This window comes from Rhodanobacter sp. C06 (genome assembly GCF_002001105.1).
Classification (GTDB): domain Bacteria; phylum Pseudomonadota; class Gammaproteobacteria; order Xanthomonadales; family Rhodanobacteraceae; genus Rhodanobacter_A.
In genome coordinates, this window is record NZ_MUNP01000034.1 from 100,708 (window position 1) to 118,893 (window position 18,186).

19 protein-coding genes are annotated in these 18,186 nt (G+C 69.3%); 7 read left to right on the forward strand and 12 right to left on the reverse strand.

What is annotated here, in order from left to right; genetic code table 11:
- The first annotated feature begins 127 nt into the window (after positions 1–127).
- On the forward strand, positions 128–1,033 hold the full coding sequence (locus tag B0E52_RS04180; RefSeq protein WP_077482086.1) for a LysR substrate-binding domain-containing protein: 906 nt from the start codon (positions 128–130) through the stop codon (positions 1,031–1,033).
- Positions 1,034–1,145: 112 nt separating this feature from the next.
- Complete coding sequence (locus B0E52_RS04185; protein WP_077482088.1) at positions 1,146–1,556, forward strand: hemerythrin domain-containing protein; 411 nt, start codon at positions 1,146–1,148, stop codon at positions 1,554–1,556.
- 76 nt (positions 1,557–1,632) lie between these two features.
- Here the strand turns inward: B0E52_RS04185 and B0E52_RS04190 are convergent, their stop codons facing one another.
- On the reverse strand, positions 1,633–2,121 hold the full coding sequence (locus tag B0E52_RS04190) for a VOC family protein (RefSeq protein ID WP_217316662.1): 489 nt from the start codon (positions 2,119–2,121) through the stop codon (positions 1,633–1,635).
- Between B0E52_RS04190 and B0E52_RS04195 the strand changes: the two genes are divergently transcribed.
- Complete coding sequence (locus B0E52_RS04195) at positions 2,120–2,590, forward strand: Lrp/AsnC family transcriptional regulator (RefSeq protein ID WP_077482092.1); 471 nt, start codon at positions 2,120–2,122, stop codon at positions 2,588–2,590. The genes B0E52_RS04190 and B0E52_RS04195 overlap by 2 nt on opposite strands.
- A gap of 202 nt (positions 2,591–2,792) precedes the next feature.
- Here the strand turns inward: B0E52_RS04195 and kynU are convergent, their stop codons facing one another.
- From kynU to B0E52_RS04210, 3 genes are all read right to left on the reverse strand, one after another.
- A complete protein-coding gene (kynU, locus tag B0E52_RS04200; RefSeq protein ID WP_077482094.1) occupies positions 2,793–4,067 on the reverse strand; it encodes a kynureninase in 1,275 nt (424 codons plus the stop codon).
- A 79-nt stretch (positions 4,068–4,146) separates the two neighbouring features.
- The gene (locus B0E52_RS04205; protein WP_077482096.1) at positions 4,147–4,668 is read right to left on the reverse strand and encodes a hypothetical protein; all 522 of its coding nucleotides are present in this window, start codon (positions 4,666–4,668) and stop codon (positions 4,147–4,149) included.
- A 10-nt stretch (positions 4,669–4,678) separates the two neighbouring features.
- Positions 4,679–5,701: an amidohydrolase family protein gene (locus B0E52_RS04210; RefSeq protein WP_077482098.1), complete on the reverse strand. Its 1,023-nt coding sequence runs from the start codon at positions 5,699–5,701 to the stop codon at positions 4,679–4,681.
- Positions 5,702–5,892: 191 nt separating this feature from the next.
- Between B0E52_RS04210 and B0E52_RS04215 the strand changes: the two genes are divergently transcribed.
- Positions 5,893–8,682 carry a serine/threonine-protein kinase gene (locus tag B0E52_RS04215; protein ID WP_168174120.1) on the forward strand — a complete coding sequence of 930 codons (2,790 nt, stop codon included), beginning with the start codon at positions 5,893–5,895 and terminating at the stop codon, positions 8,680–8,682.
- Complete coding sequence (locus B0E52_RS04220) at positions 8,679–9,239, forward strand: ECF-type sigma factor (RefSeq protein ID WP_077482102.1); 561 nt, start codon at positions 8,679–8,681, stop codon at positions 9,237–9,239. Before B0E52_RS04215 ends, B0E52_RS04220 begins: the two co-directional genes overlap by 4 nt.
- Here the strand turns inward: B0E52_RS04220 and B0E52_RS04225 are convergent, their stop codons facing one another.
- The gene (locus tag B0E52_RS04225; protein WP_077482104.1) at positions 9,240–11,288 is read right to left on the reverse strand and encodes an FUSC family protein; all 2,049 of its coding nucleotides are present in this window, start codon (positions 11,286–11,288) and stop codon (positions 9,240–9,242) included. It abuts the gene before it with no gap.
- 105 nt (positions 11,289–11,393) lie between these two features.
- On the opposite strand from B0E52_RS04225, the gene B0E52_RS04230 reads away from it, so the two are divergent.
- On the forward strand, positions 11,394–11,936 hold the full coding sequence (locus B0E52_RS04230; RefSeq protein WP_343124492.1) for a DinB family protein: 543 nt from the start codon (positions 11,394–11,396) through the stop codon (positions 11,934–11,936).
- Between the two features lie 44 nt (positions 11,937–11,980).
- On the opposite strand, the gene yeiP is transcribed toward B0E52_RS04230, so the two are convergent.
- Positions 11,981–12,544: an elongation factor P-like protein YeiP gene (gene yeiP, locus B0E52_RS04235; RefSeq protein ID WP_077482106.1), complete on the reverse strand. Its 564-nt coding sequence runs from the start codon at positions 12,542–12,544 to the stop codon at positions 11,981–11,983.
- Positions 12,545–12,672: 128 nt separating this feature from the next.
- On the reverse strand, positions 12,673–13,440 hold the full coding sequence (locus B0E52_RS04240; RefSeq protein WP_077482108.1) for an SDR family NAD(P)-dependent oxidoreductase: 768 nt from the start codon (positions 13,438–13,440) through the stop codon (positions 12,673–12,675).
- 207 nt (positions 13,441–13,647) lie between these two features.
- Between B0E52_RS04240 and B0E52_RS04245 the strand changes: the two genes are divergently transcribed.
- Positions 13,648–14,088, forward strand: a complete 441-nt coding sequence (locus tag B0E52_RS04245; protein WP_077482168.1) for an RcnB family protein — start codon at positions 13,648–13,650, stop codon at positions 14,086–14,088.
- A gap of 123 nt (positions 14,089–14,211) precedes the next feature.
- Here the strand turns inward: B0E52_RS04245 and B0E52_RS04250 are convergent, their stop codons facing one another.
- The 5 genes from B0E52_RS04250 to B0E52_RS04270 all read right to left on the reverse strand — a co-directional run bounded on the left by B0E52_RS04250 (position 14,212) and on the right by B0E52_RS04270 (position 18,180).
- Positions 14,212–14,784, reverse strand: a complete 573-nt coding sequence (locus tag B0E52_RS04250) for a GNAT family N-acetyltransferase (RefSeq protein WP_077482110.1) — start codon at positions 14,782–14,784, stop codon at positions 14,212–14,214.
- A 13-nt stretch (positions 14,785–14,797) separates the two neighbouring features.
- Entirely contained in the window at positions 14,798–15,400 is a 603-nt protein-coding gene (locus tag B0E52_RS04255) for a YdeI/OmpD-associated family protein (protein WP_077482112.1), read from the reverse strand.
- 9 nt (positions 15,401–15,409) lie between these two features.
- A complete protein-coding gene (locus B0E52_RS04260) occupies positions 15,410–15,898 on the reverse strand; it encodes a GNAT family N-acetyltransferase (protein ID WP_077482113.1) in 489 nt (162 codons plus the stop codon).
- Complete coding sequence (locus B0E52_RS04265) at positions 15,895–17,211, reverse strand: amidohydrolase family protein (RefSeq protein ID WP_077482115.1); 1,317 nt, start codon at positions 17,209–17,211, stop codon at positions 15,895–15,897. The genes B0E52_RS04260 and B0E52_RS04265 overlap by 4 nt, the downstream gene beginning before the upstream one ends.
- 66 nt (positions 17,212–17,277) lie before the next feature.
- A complete protein-coding gene (locus tag B0E52_RS04270) occupies positions 17,278–18,180 on the reverse strand; it encodes a hydroxymethylglutaryl-CoA lyase (RefSeq protein WP_077482117.1) in 903 nt (300 codons plus the stop codon).
- Positions 18,181–18,186 lie beyond the last annotated feature (6 nt).

Below are 18,186 nucleotides of genomic sequence, written 5' to 3' on the forward strand. Positions count from 1 at the left end.
ATGAAAAGACGGCAAGTAGGCATAACCGACGGTTGTGGATGCGCCATGCATTGCAGGTACGAGTTTGCCTGCAAAAACAATATGTGCTGCACTCGAACGGTCACGCCGCGAACCGGACGGGAAGGCTATGCGCCTGCGCTACATCGAGTTGTTCCATGCCGTGCTGAGCACCGGCAGCCTGACCGGGGCGGCGAGCCTGCTGAACATCTCGCAGCCGGCCGCGAGCAAAGCCTTGCAGCAGGCCGAGAACCATCTGGGCTTCGCGCTGTTCAGCCGTGTGCGCGGCCGCTTGCAACCGACCCAGCAGGCGTTGCTGATGCGCCACCACATCGACCGCATCATGCGGGAGATGTACGACTTGCAGCGCCTCTCGGCGAACATCACCCGGCCCGAGAGCCACCCGTTGCGGGTGACCTGCACGCCCACGCTGGCGCAGGTGGTGGTGCCCGACGCGATCGCCCGGCTGGGCAAGGTCTATCCCGGCACCATCGTCGAGCTGTACACCCAGCACTCGGCGGTGATGTGCGAGTCGCTGATGCTGCGCGAAACCGACATCGGGCTCACCCTGCAGGACCTGAGCCACCACGGCCTGCTCCAGCAGGCGCTGTGCCACGGCAACATCATGGTGGTCGCGCCGCCGGGCTGGTGGTCGGCCCGCGAACTCGCGCGGCCGCTGCCGATCAGCGAGCTGGCCGGCCAGCCGATGATCGGCATCACGGTGCAGGATGCACTGGGCAACATGCTGCAGGGCCACCTGGCCAAGATCGCCCCCGCACCGCGCACGAACGTCTGGGTGCAGACCTACCAGCTGGCCTGCGCGCTGGTCGCGCGCGGCGGCGGACTGGCGCTGGTGGACCCCTTCACCGCGCGCTGCAGCAAGGAACCGCTGCAGATGCGCCCGTTGAAACTGCAGCTCGACGTCACCCTGCATGCCGCCTTCCGCTCGGACAACCCGTTGAACGCGGTGCAGCGGCGCTTCCTCGACTACGTGCGCGACTTCGCGCAGGGCCTGCTGGCGGCCGGGGCGGCGTAGTCCCGAGCCTCTCCCGTTGGCCGGGGCGAACCTTCGGACAGGCCCTCAAGCGTCGCCACGACTTCGCCGATACAGCGACGAGGGCCATGCCGGCCGTGAGGGGAAACGCAACGTGGACATCGAGCGGTTCAAGAAGGAGCACGCGGATCTGATGGCGGCGGTGACGTCCCTGCGCGAGCTGGTACAGCATGGGGTCGGCGAGCGGGCCGATGCCATCCACCGGCAGCTGTCGGCGATGAATTCCGCGATCAAGCTGCATCTCGCCGCGGAGGACCGGATGCTCTATCCGGCCCTGATGAAGGCGGCCGATCCAGCCGTCGCGCAAACCGGGCGGCAGTTCCAGGAAGAGATGGGCGGGCTGGCCGCCGCCTACATGGCGTTCGCCGCGCGCTGGAATCTGGCCGGCAAGATTGCCGCGGACCCGCGGGGATTCCGCGACGACGCCAACGACGTGTTCAAGGCGCTGCACCTGCGCGTGCAGCGCGAGAACCGGGAACTGTATCCGCTGGCGGAACGCCTGTAGCGCACCGGGCAGGCGGATCGACGGCAGGGCAGGCGGCGCCCCGGACCATGGATGAGATGGCTGCGGGGCGGGTGACTCATTCGGGTCGGTGGCACACGAATTCGACCAGCCGCCCGTCCGGGTCGCGCAGGTAGCCGGCGTAGTAGTTCGGGTGGATGTGCGGGGCGAGCGTGGGGGCGCGGTCGAGCCGATGCCCCGCAGCCTCCGCCGTCGCGTAGATCCGGTCGACCAGCGCCCGGTTGGCGACGCCGAACGCGAAGTGGACATGTGCCGACGGTTCGCCCGCCACGATGAAGAAATCCAGATCGCGATCATTGCCAAAACCCTTGGCGGCGCCATCGACCTTCCGTTCGTACCCGAGCGGGGCAAGCACGTCGCCGTAGAAGCGCAGGTTGGCGTCGAGGTCGCGGGTTTGCAGTTCGAGATGGTCGATCATGTCAGTGCCTGCCAGTGGTTGGGCCGTTTCCGGAGTGCAGGCATGATCGTGGTTCGTGCTGCGGTTCGGCCGCACAATCCGGCCGTTCACGGTTGCCGCGCCGCGATGGGTGCCGTTAAGGTGCGGCATGGCTGAAGAACCCCTGCTCGACGATTTCGATCGCGCGATCTTGCGGCGCGTGCAACGCGACGCCCGCGCCACCGGCGAGGATATCGGAGCCGCCATCGGCCTCTCCGCAGCAGCCGTGCAGCGGCGGCTCAAACGTCTGCGCCAGCTTGGCGTGATTGCCGCGGAGGTCGCGGTCGTCGACCCGGCGGCGGTGGGTCAGGCGATGGGTTTCATCGTCGGCGTGGAGATGGAGCGCGAGCGTGCGGATGTGCTCGACGCGTTCCGTCGCCAGGCGCGCACCGACCCCAACGTGCAGCAGTGCTACTACGTCACCGGTGGGACGGACTTCGTGCTGGTCGTGGTGGCGCGCGACATGGCCGACTTCGAGGCGTTCACCCGGCGCCTGCTGCTCGAAAACGAGAACATCCGCCGCTACACCACGAACGTGGTGATGGCGCGCGACAAGGTGGGGCTGGCGGTGCCGGTGTAGCGGTCCAGCCGCGATCCCGCGCTCGGCAAATGCCGGGCAATCGGCGAGATGGTCAACGCCCCCTCGCGTTTCAGAAACCCGGGTCAGAAACCCGGGTCAGAGTGCACTTCAGAAACCCGGGTCAAGAAACCCGGGTCAGAGTGCACTTCCGAGCGACCGCTAGGGTCGAAAGCGGGCATTTACGATCAACGTGTCTGGTGTGTCAGCCGCGGCTCCACGCTTGCACCGCCCCCGCGAACGCCAGGCAATCCGCGTGGCGGTTGTACAGCGGCGCGGGCGAGATGCGGATCACGTCGGGTTCGCGCCAGTCGCCGATCACGCCGTGCTCCATCAGGTGCTCGAACAGTGCGCGGCCACGTGCGCGGCCGCCGAGCACACGGATCGACAGCTGGGCACCGCGGCGCATGGGATCGGCCGGCGTCACCACCTCCAGTACGTCGGCGAGTTGCGTGTTCACCAGCCACTCCAGATAGCCGGTGAGCTGCAGCGACTTCTCGCGCAGCGTGCCCATGCCGGCGCGATGGAAGATGTCCAGCGACACGCGCAACGGCGCAAGCGCGAGGATCGGCGGGTTGGACAGTTGCCAGCCGTCGGCACCGGGCGTGGGCACGAACTCGGGGCCCATCAGGAAGCGCGACGACTTGTCGTGGCCCCACCAGCCGGCGAAGCGCGGCAGTGTGGCGCGCGCATGACGTTCGTGCACGAAGGCGCCGCCCACCGCGCCGGGGCCGGCGTTGAGGTACTTGTAGCTGCACCAGATCGCGAAGTCGGCGCCGCTGTCGTGCAATTGCAACGGCAGGTTGCCCACGGCGTGCGCGAGGTCGAAGCCCACCGTGCAGCCGTGCCGGTGGCCGAGTTCCGTGATCGCCTTGAGATCGAAAGCCTGGCCACTGCGGTATTGCACGCCGGGCAACAGCACCAGCGCGATGCGCGAGCCGTGTTCGGCCAGCGCGCGCTCGATCGCGGCCATCGACAGCGTGCCGTTCGGTTCGTCGGCCTCGAGTTCGATCAAGGCATCGGCGGGATCGTAGCCGTGGAAGCGCACCTGCGATTCCAGCGCGTAGCGGTCGGTGGGAAAGGCGCCGGCCTCCATCAGGATCGCAGGGCGTTCGGCGGTGGGCCGGTAGAAACTCACCATCATCAGGTGCAGGTTCACGCCCAAGGTGTTCATCGCCACCACTTCGGACGGCTGCGCGCCCACCACTTCGGCGAGGTGGTCGCGCACGAACTCGTGGTAGTCCATCCACGGCAGGCGGCCCTTGAAGTGGCCTTCCACGCCGAGCTGCGCCCAGTCGTCCAGTTCGGCGGCCAGCGCGGCGCGCACCGCGCGTGGCTGCAGACCCAGCGAGTTGCCGCAGAAATAGGCACTGTCGCGGCCCGCGTGCGGCGGGATCAGGAACTCGTCGCGAAACGCGCGCAGCGGGTCGGCCGCATCGGCGGCCTGGGCCCAGGCGGCGGTGGCTTGGTAGTCGGACATCGGGGTTCCTGCGTGGGGTGCCAGCCGTAGGAGCGGCTTCAGCCGCGACCCCGGCGTTGTATCGTGGCTGAAGCCGCTCCTACTGCAGTCGTGCGGCGACCGCATCGCAGCCGCGGTCGAACGCGGCGATCCAGGCGGCGCCGGCCTGGCTCTGCTGGGGACGCACGCAGCGCAACTGGATCGCGTGGCCGTCCTTGAACCAGTAGCGCTCGCGGTAGCTGGACGCCACGCCGGCTTCGCGCGCGGTGTAGCTGTAACTGTTCGGCTCGGGCGCCTTCGCCACGGTCTGGTAGCCGGGCAACGCCATCGCCGCGGCGGTGGCCTGGTCCATCCAGGCAAGGAAGCCGTTGATGTCGGGCACCTGCTTCACCGTCACGGTCACGCGGGCCAGCAGGACGTGGCCGGTGGGCGAGGGATCGGGCACCTGGAACGCGCGCACTTCCGGGTCGCCGTCGGTCTGCATGATGTCCAGCCAGCCGTCCGGCGTGCTGAAGTTCACGCTTCCGTTGGCCATGCTGACATCGGCGGCGGGGGCAGGTGTGGCGGCCAGCAGGCCGACGGCAAGCGCGATGGCGGAAACGGTCGAGCGCAGATAACCCATGCAGATTCCCTCAGACGTTGGTGTCGGGTGCGAAGCGGTGCCTGGGCAGGCCCAGCCATTCCAGCGCGGTGCCGTGGAACAGGCGGGCGCGGGAGGCATCGTCCAGCCCGAGGGCCTCGATGCCGCTGCCGGGCTCCTGTTCGCCCAGCGGGAAAGGATAGTCGGTGCCCAGCATCACCTGCTCGACGCCCGTCACATCCAGCAACCAGCGCAGCGCCTGGTCGTCGTGCACGCAGGAGTCGAAATAGAAGCGCTTGAGGTATTCGCGCGGGTTGCGCGGGTTGTCCGTGGCCACCAGGTCGGGGCGCATCTTGAAGCCGTGCTCGATGCGGCCGATCGTCCACGGGAAGCTGCCGCCGCCGTGGGCCAGCATCACGCGCAGCTTCGGCAGCCGTTCCAGCACGCCGCCGAAGGCGAGGCAGCAGGCCGCGCGCGATTGCTCGGCGGGCATGCCCACCAGCCACGGCATCCAGTACTTCGGCATGCTGGCCATGCCCATCATGTCCCACGGGTGCACCAGCACCGCGGCGCCGAGATCGGCGGCGGCCTCGAAGAACGGGAACAGCTCCGGCGCGTCGAGATTCCAGTCGTTGCAGTGCGAACCGATCTGCACGCCTTGCAGGCCCAGTTCGTCGATGCAGCGCTCCAGTTCGCGGATAGCGAGGTTCGGCGCCTGCAGCGGCACCGTGGCTATGCCGGCGTAGTGGCGCGGGAAGTCGCGGCACATGCCGGCCATGTGGTCGTTGAGGTGCCGGTGCAACTCCAGCGCCTGGTGGCCCGGCGCCCAATAGGAGAACAGCACCGGCACGGTGGAGATCACCTGCACATCGACGCCGAAGCGGGCGTAATCGTCGATGCGGGTCTGCGGATCGAAGGCGGAATCCCACACCTCGCGAAAGAACTTGCCGTCCTTGTAGATGCGGTGGCGGCCGTCGGTATGGGTCATCACCGGGAAGCGCTCGTCGCCGTACTTGGCGGCGAGGTTCGGCCAGTCGCGGGGCAGGATGTGCGCGTGGGTGTCGATCTTGAGCATCCAGGCAGTTTAGAGCCTCGGGACACGAGCAGTCGTGCCGCGTACGCACAATGCGGGGCCGGCGCGGCGCCGATCCGTTGGCGGGAGGCGGGTGCCGCTGCGGGTCCGGCACATGCGCACCGGGCTTGCAGAAGCCTATACTTCCCGGCCTGAAAGCGTGTCAGGGAGCGACGCGCACAGGGGGAAAAGCCGTGAACGAGGAGCGTCGATTACGTTACCTCCGCGCGAAACCGATCGCACTGGCGGCGCTGGATCTGGCCGAGGCGGAGCGTGAGCCCTATGTGGTCGCGTGTTGCCGCGGCGATGAGGACATGCGGGACGAAGTGCGCTGGATGCTGGAAGCCGCCGAGGCGACCGTGGGCTGCGCAAGCCTGCCGCGCCTGGCGGCGGCGACGGATGTCGTCGGCAGCCTGATCAGCGCGGCGGGCAGCAGCGGATACCACATCCTGCGCCGGCTGGGCGAAGGCGGCGGCGGCGTGGTCTATCTGGCCGAGCGAACGCTGGGCGAGGGCACGCCGGACGAGTTGCGCCAGCGGGTGGCGATCAAGTTCCTCCACACCGGCGGCATCTCCGGATGCGAACCGCTGCGGCGCTTCACGGAAGAGCGGCGCATCCTCGCCACGCTCAACCATCCCAACATCGCGCACCTGATCGACGGCGGCACCACCAGCGACGGCCGCTCGTTCCTGGCGCTGGAGTACGTGCAGGGCGAACGCATCGACCGCTGGTGCGAACGCCACGAGTTGCCGCTGCGCGAGCGGATGGCGCTGTTCCTCAAGGTGTGTGCGGCGGTGCATTACGCACACCAGCACCTGGTGATCCACCGCGACCTCAAGCCGGGCAACATCCTGGTGACCGACGAGGGCGAGCCGAAGCTGCTGGACTTCGGCATCGCCCGGCTGCTCGACCATGTCGGCGGCGTGGCGGCCACGCAGACGCAGACCGACATGCGCAGCCTGACCCTGGCCTACGCCAGCCCCGAGCAGTTGCACGGCCGGCCGCTGGGCACCGGCGCCGACGTGTGGTCGCTGGGCGTGGTGCTGTACCAACTGGTCTGCGGGCTGCGTCCGTTCGGCGACCGCGACGAGGCTTCGCCAATGAGCCTGTCGCAGGCCATCGACACCGGCAAGCTGCTGCCGCCGAGCAAGCGCTTGCGCAAGTCCGGCGCGCCATCGTTGTGGCGCGAGGTGCCGGCGGACATCGACGCGATCGTGATGAAGGCGCTGCGCCGCGATCCCTGCGAGCGCTACGTCGGCGTGGATGCGCTGGCCGCCGACCTGCAGCGCTACCTCGGCGCACGGCCGGTGCGTGCCAGGCAAGGCGCGGCCTGGTATCACCTGCGGCTGTTCGTGCGCCGGCATGCCGTGGGCGCCAGCGCGGCGGCGCTGGTGCTGGCGCTGCTGGTGTCCTTCGCGGTGCAGCGGATGCAGCAGATGCGGCGACTGGAGCTGGAGCGCGACAAGACCGCGGCGATCGCCGGCTTCCTGCAGAACCTGTTCGAGAACGCCGATCCCACCCACGCGCACGGCAGCCAGGTCACGGTGCGCGAGGTACTGGACCGCGGCGCGGCCACGCTGATGTCGCAACGGGACATCCCGGCGCCGGTGCGGGTCAGCCTGCTGCTGTCGATGGGGCGTTCGTACAACCAGCTCGGCCTGGGCGGCCAGGCGATTCCGCCGTTGCAGGAGGCACGCAAGCTGCAGGCATCCTACGACGCCGGCGCGCTGGAGCGCGGGCAGGTGCTGGCGGCGCTGGGGCGTGCCTATTCCACGGTGATCAACTTGTCCGCGGCGATCCCGCTGGACCAGGAGGCGATGAAGTTGCTGGCGCAGGCGCCCGGCGACCATGCCGATGAAATCCTGCGGGTGCGCATCAACCTGCTCTACAACGAACTGGGCGGCTCGAACGAGAAGGCCGAATCGATCGTCAGCGAGACGCGCCAGGTACTTGCCCAGCTCGATGCGCGCAGGCAGCCGGACCGCGAACTGCATCTGCAGGCCGAGGCCGTGCTGGCGATGGCGCAGGGGGCGATGGACGACGACGCAGGCGCGATCGCCAGCGCGCGGCAGGCGTTGCATGAAGCGCAGCGACTGTATGTGCAGGACGACCCCGCGCTGGTCTACTACCGCTTCGTGCTGGCGCTGGTGTCGATGCGGCGGGACCCCGCCGGTTCGGTGCAGCTGTTCCGGCGCGCCATCGCCGACTACGACCGGCAAGTGGGCGCGGTCGGCCCCGGCATGTCCGGGCTGCTGACCTATTTCGGCGTGGCGCTGCACCAACTCGGCAGCCTGCCGGATGCACGCGACGCGCTGGAACGCTCTGCGAAGCTGGTGCAGTCCTTCGCGCACGAGTCGCCTGATTTCCAGCTCTACACGCTGACCGGGCTGGCCAGGGTGTACATGGACATGGGACGCAGCGCCGACGCCGCGGCACTGCTGCAACCGCAGCTGGCGCAACTGGAGCGGCGCGCACACGACGGTTCGCCGTGGGCGCAGGAAAATCGCGCGAATGCCTTGGTCGTGCTGGGCGAGGCGGCGCTGGCGCAGGGCGATGCGGCCTCGGCCACGCGCAACTTCAGCGCGGCGCTGGCGCAGATGGGCACGTCGGGGCCGCGGGAACTGCCCGATGCCTGGGGCCGCACGCTGGCCGGCCTGGGCGAGGCGGCCCTGCTCGACGGGCATCGCGGGCAGGCGGCGCAGTGGCTGGCGCAGCTGACGGACTTCAACCGCGCGAGCAAGGCCGCACCCGCGTCCCGCGGCGTGGCCGATGCGGCGCGGCTGGATGCCAGGCTGCGCCAGGCGCGCAGTGGCACGGGCCGGGCGGCCACGGTGGCCGGGCAGGCGTCCGCTGCGTCGTCGCGGGAATCGTGTAGTGGCCCGGCTCCGGCCGCTGCGGCAGTCGATTCGTCATCGACGCCGTGTCACGATGCGCCGCTGATGGTCGCCGAGCAGGCGATCGCAGGAACAGGAGCGAAGCATTGAACGACACGGTCGAGGTGACCCGGCTGTTGCGCGACGCCCAGGCTGGCGACCCGGTGGCCTTGAACGAGGCCTTGCGCCAGATGTACGACGCGCTGCACGGCATCGCCCGCGCCCAGCTCGGCAACGAGCAGATGGAGCGCACGCTGAGCGCCACCGCGCTGGTCAACGAGGCCTACCTCAAGGTCTTCGGCGGCACGCAGGCGCCGGATTGGGCGAACCGCCGGCACCTGCTGGGCGTGGCGGCGCGCGCGATGCGCGAGGTGTTGGTGGATTCGGCGCGCCGCCGCAACGCCGCCAAGCGGCCGCGCGAAGCCGACCGCCTGCAGATCACCGAAATCTCGATGGAGCTGTCCGACGGCGTCGACTACAGCGCCTTGGTCGAATGCCTGGACATGCTGGCCACGCTGGACCGCCGCCAGGCGGACATCGTGGCGATGCGCTTTTTCATGGGCATGAGCGCGGAGCAGATCGCGATGGCGCTGGAGATCTCCACCAGCACCGTGCAGCGCGAATGGCGGCTGGCGCGGGCCTGGTTGCAGCGCGAGCTGGCCGGTTGATCACGCGGCAGCAGGACGCGCGCGTCGCAGCACGTGGGCCAGGGTGTCGATGTTGTCGGTCAGGCGGTCGCTGAGTCGGACCAGCGATTCGGCCTCGGCGCGCCCTTCGGCTTGCAGCGTGGCCTGGAGTGCCTGCTGCAGGGCGCGCAGCGCGGGCAGGGTGTCGGGAGTGCGCTGCTCGCGCAGGGCGGTGGCGACGACTTGCACGGCATCCGCGCAAGTGGCGACGAAGGCGTTCACGGCGGCGGGCCGCGCGGGCGACGCATCGCCCAGCGCCTCCAGCGCCATCGCGGTGCGTGCGAGCCGGTTGCCGTTGGCAAACAGCGCGCGCGCCAGCTCCAGCAGCGACGGCGGCGTGCCCGGTTCCGCCCGCATGCGTTCCAGCGAAGCCAGCGCGTTGCTGCGCGCGGTGCGTGCCAGGCTGCGCGTCTCGCGCTGCGCCTCGCGCTGTTCCGGCTGGGCCAGTGCGCGCAGATAGCCGGCGTAGGCGTCCAGCATCTCGGCCAATGCACCGTGCGCGCGGCCGCGCTCCCAGGTGGGCCAGGCGAGATAGGCCAGCATCGCCATGCCGCAGCCCAGCGCGGTGTTGATCACGCGGTCGGTGACCGCCACGCCGGAGTCGACGCCCTCGAATGCGAGCAGGATCACCACGGTGCCGGTGAGCGCGGCTACCGCGATGCCGTAGTGCGCGTTGGCCAGCCAGCGAAATGCCATGCACAGCAGCGCCATCAGCGCGAGGTGCGCCCACGGCGAGTCCGGCGTGAGGTGCAGCAGGGCGGTGGTCAACACCAGGCCCAGCACCGTGCCCACCACGCGCAGCAGGCCGAAGTTGAAGGTGGCCGAGAAGTCCGCGCGCAACACGATGGCCGCAGTCATCGGCAGCCAGTAGCCGTGCGGCAGCTTGAACAGCCGCGAAACCAGCAGCGCCACGCTGAGGCACACCGCCATGCGCACGGCATGGCGGAACGCCACCGAGCGCGGCGTGAGGTTCGCGCGCAGCATCGCGCGCACCGAGCTGCTCTGCAGCGTGCGCGGCAGTTGCGTCTCCGCCGCCGCCGCCCGCAGTTCGCCGCGGCTTCCCGCCCAGTTCGCGTTGCGCACCGCGGCGGCGAGCTGGCCGTCCAGCGTACGCAGATGGGCGGCCAGGGCGTCGGGCACGGCGCGGGTGTCGTTGCGCAAGGCCGCCAGTGCGCGTTCCGCGCGTTGCGGCGGCTCGGCGTTTTCCAGCGCGCGGGCGGCGGCATCCAGCACGCGTGCGGCGCGCAGGCGATGGCGGGCATGCACCGCCGGGGCGGCATGCAGCTCGGACATCGCCACCAGTTCCAGCCGGATGCGCTCGGCCAGTTCCAGCAGCACGGCGAACGCTTCCATCGCACGGCCGTGTGCACGGTAGCGGCCGAGCAAGGTGTGCTGCAGCGCGGTCATCGCGTCGGTGAGCGCGGGGTTCGCATCGGTGTCCTGGCCGGGCTGCCGCGCCAGCGCGGCGAGTCCCGCGTATACCTCGGCCAGCGCGTGGCGCTCCGGGCGGTAGCGTTGCAGCGGCCAGGCGGCCACCGCGAGCAGGGCGAGCAGCAGGCCGCCGCAGGCGATCAGGGCGGACGCAAGCAGGGCGTTCGTGGACGAGATCGGCGTGGCGGCGGCGATCACCAGCAGGATCATGCTGGTCATGCCCACGCGCGCGGCATCGGCGCCGAACACCACCAGCATGCCGCCGCAGAAACCGAACGCGGCGGTGGCCAGCAGCATCGGCAACAACTGGCCGCCGATGGTGAAGCCGAGCAGCGCGGCGAGCCCGGCCACCAGCGCCGCCAGCAGCAGCCGGCGCATGCGCTGGCGGTAGGGGCCGGGCTGGTCGGAGAACATCGTGTCCAGCGCGCCGGCGCCCACGCCCAGGCCGACTTCGGGGTAGCCCGTGGCCAGGCCCACGCCCAGCGGCAGCACCACCGCGAGGGTATTGCGCAGCACCACCCACAACGGCACGTCCGGCCGCTTGACGTGGATCAGGCTCTCGACGAGCTGGGTGCGCAGGGAGTAGCCGCTGGCGGGCATGGAATGCGGAAGCTGCAGGGGATGGCGCGATTCTGCCCTACGCGGGCCGGACTGTCGCGATGGCACGCCGCCTCGTTACCATCCGGCGCACCTTCCGATCACGTGATGACCATGTCGCTCAAGAACCACTTCGAACTGATGGCCGGATACAACCGGTGGATGAACGACAAGGTCTACGCCGCCGCGTCAGGATTGGACGCCGCGGCCCTGCACGAGGACAAGGGCGCGTTCTTCGGTTCGGTGTTCGGCACGCTCAACCACCTGCTGGTGGCCGACACCATCTGGCTGAAGCGGTTTGCCGATCATCCGGCGGCATTCCGTTCGCTAGCCTCCGTGCGCGGCTTGCCGCACCCCTACACGCTTGCCGAGATCCTGCACCCCGGATTCGACCAGTTGCGCGAGGCCCGCCGGGACATGGACGAAACGATCGTCGGGTTCTGCGCGGAAGCGTCCGACGACGCGTACGACCACGCGCTGACTTACCGCAATCGCTCGGGCCAGGTGTTCGTCAGGAAGTTCGGGCATCTGGCGCAGCATTTCTTCAACCACCAGACGCATCACCGCGGGCAGGTCACCACCTTGCTCAGCCAGGCTGGCATCGACGTGGGCGTGACGGACTTGTCCGCGATGCTGCCCGAGCTGGATTGATCGCGGAACGGCGCCGGTTTGCCCGGCGCCGTCGTCGTGGTGCATCAGGCGCGACCGGCGAATTCCCCGGTGAGCGTGTTCACCCACACCTTCTCGTCGTTGGTGATGTACTCGGGCACCTGGATCTCCACGCCGGTGTTGAGCTTGGCGGGCTTGGTGCGCTTGGTGGCGCTGGCGCCCTTGAGCTCCGGCGCGGTGTCGACCACGGTGAGCACCACGCTGGTGGGCACCTGCAGGCCGACCGGCGCGTCGTCGATCAGCTGCACGTAGAAGCCTTCCACGTCCTCGACCACGTAACCGGCGTTGTCGCCCACCAGTTCGGGGCCGAGCAGGTATTGGGTGTAGTCCTCGGCGTCCATGAACACGAAGACGTCGCCGTCCTTGTAGGAGTAGTTCGCGGCGCGGCGCACCAGGTCCATCTCCTTCAGGTCGTCGTCGGCGCGCAGGCTGAGGTCGTACTTGCGGCCGCCCGGGATGGAATACAGGGTGAAGCGGAACGTGACGTTGCCGCCGCGCGCGGTCGGCGAGCTGCGCTCGATGTCGCGCACCTGGTAGACGGTGCCTTCGTGCTCGACCACGTTGCCTTTCTTGACGTCGGAAGCTTTCATAAGTCAGGAGTGAGTAAGGTCAGAAGTGAGTTAAGTGGAGTGAGGAGTGAGAGGAGAGCTAAGGGCGCGCGGCGGAGTGGGTGGGGCGAGCTTTCTCTCACTCCTTACCCCTCTCCACTCACTCCTCGCTATTTCGGCTGCAGCCGCACCGCGCCGTCCAACCGGATCGTCTCGCCATTGATGTAGCGGTTGGTGAGAATGAAAGCCACGGTAGCGGCGAATTCCTCGGGTTTGCCGAGGCGCGATGGGAAGGGGATCGAGGCGGACAGCGATTGCTGAACCGCTTCGGGCATGCCGTCCACCATCGGCGTCCAGAAGATGCCCGGCGCGATGGTCGCCACGCGGATGCCGAAGCGCGAAAGCTCGCGCGCCATCGGCAGGGTCATGCCGACCACGCCACCCTTGGACGCCGAATAGGCGGCCTGGCCGATCTGGCCTTCGTAGGCGGCCACCGAGGCAGTGTTGATGATCACGCCGCGCTCGCCGTCCTCGCCCGCCTCGTTGCCCTGCATCAGCGCCGCGCCGGCCTTGGCCACGTTGAAGCTGCCGACCAGGTTCACCATCACGGTGCTGGCGAAGGTGGCCAGCGGCATCGGGCCTTCCTTGCCCAGCACGCGGCCGGCGCCGAGGATGCCGGCGCAGTTCATCACCACGTTGAGCCCGCCCATCGCGTCGCGTGCGGCGGCCACGTTGGCGGTCACGCCGTCCTCGCTGGTGACGTCGGTCTTGTAGAAACGCGCGGCTTTGCCCAGCGCCTGGGCGGCGGCCTGGCCCTTTTCCTCGTTGACGTCGAACAGCGCCACCTGGCCGCCGTTCGCGACCAGATGCTGCGCCACCGCGTGGCCGAGACCGGAGGCGCCGCCGGTGATGATCGCCTTGACCTGATTGAGCTGCATGGGTGTTCCCGAAACGGATGCCGAAAGCGGCCAATGGTAGCCGAGCGGCGGCGGTTGCTGCAGGCTGAACGTGAATCCCGCCGGACCCGGGTGGTTCATGCCGGGTTGGGGCGTCGGGGACGAGGTTTGTGCCGGGTCGCACGGGGGAGCCGGGCGACCGCCGGTACGATGCGGGCGGGTTCCATGATCCATCGAGTGGAGATCAACATGAAGAAGCTGCAGAGTCTGTCTGTCGTGTGTGGCGTGATGCTGATGCTGGCCGGCGGCACTGCGCTGGCGCAGGACTACGACCACGGGCACGACCGGGGGCATGATCGTCAACACCAGGACGATGGTGATCGCGGCCGCGGCCACGACGACCATGGTCATGGCTACGACGACCGCGACCACGACCACGACCACGATCGCGGCCACGCCTACGGCCACTACAGGAACTGGCATGACCGCGGTGAGCACGAGGGCTGGTACCGGCGCGGCGGCTACCTGCCGGTGGAATACCGCAGCACCCGCTACGTGGTATACGACTGGCGCGCCGACCATCTGCGCGAGCCGCCGCGCGGCTACCGCTGGGTACGCAGCGACAACGGCGACTTCCTGCTGGTGGCGATCACCACCGGTGTGATCGTCGACCTGCTACTCAACCACTAAGGCAAGTGATCCGCCCGGACGGCGCGCCCGCGGTGCGGACGCGCCGTTTTCATGGCGCACCTCCATGTGCGCCACCCTGGCGGGCGCCCTGCGGGCGTGCAAAACGGCGGTGCTGCCGTTTTGTCATGGGACTCGGCCCAGCAGGGCAGACAGCGCCGGAGTTGCGGCAAGCGTCGCGAACGGCGTCACCGCCGGTGGCGGGAGCGCCGCCCGTTGCAGCTCCAACTGCCACACGCCCACGTCCCACCAGCACCCGAGCTTCCAGCCGCATTGCCGCCACACGCCGGCGGGCGTGAAGCCCAGCGATTCGTGGAAGGCCACGCTGGTGGTGCCGGGCAGGGTGATCACGCCCACCGCCTGGGTGAGACCTTGCAAGCGCATCGTGTCGAGCAGGGCGCCGTAGAGCCGGCGCGCGATGCCGCGGCGCTGTGCGTCGGGATGCACGTAGATCGAGGTTTCGGCGATCCAGTCGTAGGCGGCGCGCTCGCGGAAGCGGCCGGCATAGGCGTAGGCCAGCACGTCGCCGGCTTCCTCCCACACCAGCCACGGGTAGTGCGGCAGGCGGGCGAGCATGCGTTCGCGCATGGCGGCTACGCCGGGCAGCACGTTCTCGAAGGTGGCGGCGCCGCCTTCGACGTGTGGCGCGTAGATCGCGTGGATGGCTTCGGCATCCTGCGCCTGGGCGATGCGGATCATCGGATGGCGGCCTTCAGCATGATTCGTACTTCCAGTTGCGCCGCTTGCCCTCGGCCAGCCACTCCAGCGTGGCGGCGAGGCGCTTTTGGCGGGTGGCGTCGGTCTTGGCTTCGGTGATCCAGTCGATGTATTCGCGTTGCGCGCCGGGCGGGAAGTCCGCCCAGTTTTTGCGCGCGGCCGCATGCTGTCGTTGCGCGAGCAACGCGGCGAAATCCTCGGGTGGCACTGGCGGGGTCTTGCTGCCTGCCTTGGGACGCACGTGCTTCACGCCGGCCGTGTTCAAGGCCATCGCCTTGCGCAGCAAGTCCGCCAGTTCCTTCTTCGGCGGCAGGTCCGTTGGCGAGGCGAGCTTGCCGAACTGGCCCATGCCTTCCCCGTCGCTGCCGCCGGTCACCTCTTTCGACAGCCAGAAGCCGAAGCTGCAATGCTGCTTGAACGCGGCCATGTGGCACATCGGCGCGCCCTGGTAGCTGAAGAACGGCATGCCCCACTTGATGCCTTCCTCCACCTCGGGGCAGGTGGCGTGCACCGCGGCGCGCAACTGTTCGAGGATGGGTCGGGCGAACCCGGCGGCTTGGCCGATGTAGGCGTCGATGCGCGGATCGTGGTTTGCCATGGCATCACCTCACAGTTCGCGGAGGTACCAGCGGTCGCAGCCGTGGTGGCCGGTGCCGCCCAGCGGGGCGCAGATCGGCGCGAAGCCGTTGCGCAGGTACAGCGCCTGTGCCGCATCCATGCCGGTCAGCGTTTCCAGGTAGCAACGGCGAAAGCCGTGCGCGCGCGCCGCGTCGAGGCAACGCTGCATCATCGCGTGGCCGGCGCCAATGCCACGTGCCGCGGGCAGGAAGTACATCTTGCGCAGCTCGCACACGTCCGCCTCGCCGCCGATCAGCGGCGCCACGCCACCGCCGCCGACCGCCACGCCGTCGCGCTCGACCACGAAGTAACTGCAACGAGGCTGCGTATAGGCTGCCCACATCGCGTCCACCTCGGTGTCGTGGATCGCGAAGCCGGGGCCGTCGGCGCCGAACTCGGGCATCACCGCGCGGATGATTGCGGCAACCACCGCATCGTCGCGCGGCTCGATCGGGCGGATCAGGAAGGCGTCGGTCATGGCGTGCCTGCAGGTGTGCGATACACGGTGCCGTCCTTCATCACGAATACCGGGTGCGCGAGATCGCCGATGCGGGTGCTGGGATCGCCGGCGAAGGCGACGAGGTCGGCGCGCAGGCCGGGCGCGACGCGGCCGAACACGGCTTGCTGGCGCAGGATGCGCGCGGCCACGTCGGTGGCGGCGTGCAGCGCCTGTGCAGGCGTCATGCCGTCGGCCACCATCGCGGCCGGTTCGCGCCAGTTCTCGCCGTGCGCGAACACGCCCACGTCGCTGCCGTTGCCGATGGTCACACCGAGCTTCAGCGCGGTGCGGAACGCGCGGGCGGATTGCTGCATCGCCGGCGTCGGCGCGGACTGCCCGGGAACGTAGTGCTGGAAATACTCCGACGTGGCTTCCACTGCGGTAAGCGTGGGCTCGTAGGCGATGCCCTTCTGCTTCATCAGGCGGAACGTGGCCTCGCTGGCGCCGTAACCGTGTTCGATGGTGTCCACGCCCGCCTCCACCGCGTTGCGCACGCCGGCATCGCTGGCCGCATGGGCGGCGACCGGGCGGCCGATCTGGTGGGCGGTGTCGACGATGGCCTTGATCTCGGCCGGGGTCAGCGTGGGCATGGTCTTGCCGTGGTCGCCCACGCGGTAGTCGGCATAGAGCTTGATCCAGTCGGCGCCGCGGGCGGCCTGTTCACGCACGGCCGCCATGGCGGCATCCGCGCCGGTCACCGGCTGCGCGCCCTGCGGCAGGTCGAGATCGGGCCGGAAGCCGCGCGGCCCCGGCCCGTAGCTGGCGGTGGCGACGATCGCGCGGGTGGCCACGAACAGCCGCGGACCGGGAATCAGCCCCACCTCGATCGCACGCTTGATCGACACGTCGGCAAAGCCGGCACCCTCGGTGCCGAGGTCGCGCAGGGCGGTGAAGCCGGCGAGCAAGGTGTCGCGCGCATGCTTCGCCGCTTCCAGCGTGCGGTAGTCCTGCGGCTCGGTGAGCACCTGGTCGTTCCACGACGTCTCGTTGTACGGATGCAGGAACAAGTGCGAGTGCAGGTCGACCAGGCCGGGCGTGAGCGTGGCGCCGGGCAATTCGATGCGCTGCGCGCCGGCGGCCGCCTGGATGCTCGCGCGCGGGCCGACCGCGGCGATCGCGCCGTCGTGCACCAGCACCGCCCAGCCGGCATGTGCGGCGTCGCCGTCGGCGGTCCATACGCGATCGGGCAGCAACAGCCAGTCGCCCCCGGGCGCCGTCGCGGCGGCAGCAAGCGAACACAGCAAGAGCAACAGCAGCGCTGCCGGCCAGCGGAGCATCGGGCTTGCGCGCATCGGTCCATCCCCCTGCCAGTCAAGGCTTCGATGATAGCCAGCGCAGCGGGAGTTGCGGAACCTCGCTCAGCCGACGGCCGTGCGCGCCCGGGTGACGCGGCTGGCGCTGTCCTTGTGCAGCTGCGCGGCCAGCCACGCGCCGGTGGCCACAAGCAGATCGAGATCGACGCCGGTCGCCATGCCCATGCCGTGCAGCATGTAGACCACGTCCTCGCTGGCCACGTTGCCGGTGGCGCCCTTGGCGTACGGGCAGCCGCCAGTGCCGGAGACGGCGCTGTCCACCACGCGCACGCCTTCCTCGAGGCAGGCGAGTATGTTCGCCAGCGCCTGGCCGTAGGTGTCGTGGAAGTGCACGGCGAGCGCGGTCATCGGCACTTCCTGCGCCACCGCATGCAGCATCGCGCGTGCCTTGGCCGGCGTGCCCACGCCGATGGTGTCGCCCAGCGAGACCTCGTGGCAGCCCAGCGCATGCAGGCGCTGCGCCACGCGCACTACGTCCGCCACCGGCACCTCGCCCTGGTAGGGGCAGCCCAGCACGGTGGAGACGTAGCCGCGCACCTTCACCCCGTCAGCCCGGGCCTGTTCGATCACCGGGATGAAGCGCTCGATCGACTCGTCGATCGAGGCGTTGATGTTCCTGCGGTTGAACGCTTCGCTGGCGGCGGTGAATACGGCTACCTCGGTGGCGCCCACTTCGCGTGCGCGCTCGTAACCCTGCAGGTTCGGCACCAGCACCGGATAGCTCACGCCCGGCACCTTGCGAATGCCGGTGAATACCTCGGCCGCGTCGGCGAGCTGCGGCACCCATTTCGGGCTGACGAAGCTGGTGGCCTCGATGGTCTTCAGGCCGGTGGAGGAGAGCCGGTCGATCAGCGCGATCTTCACCTCGGCCGGCAGCAGGGTCTTCTCGTTCTGCAGGCCGTCGCGGGCGCCGACTTCGACGATGCGGACGTGGTTGTCGTTATTCATGGTTCG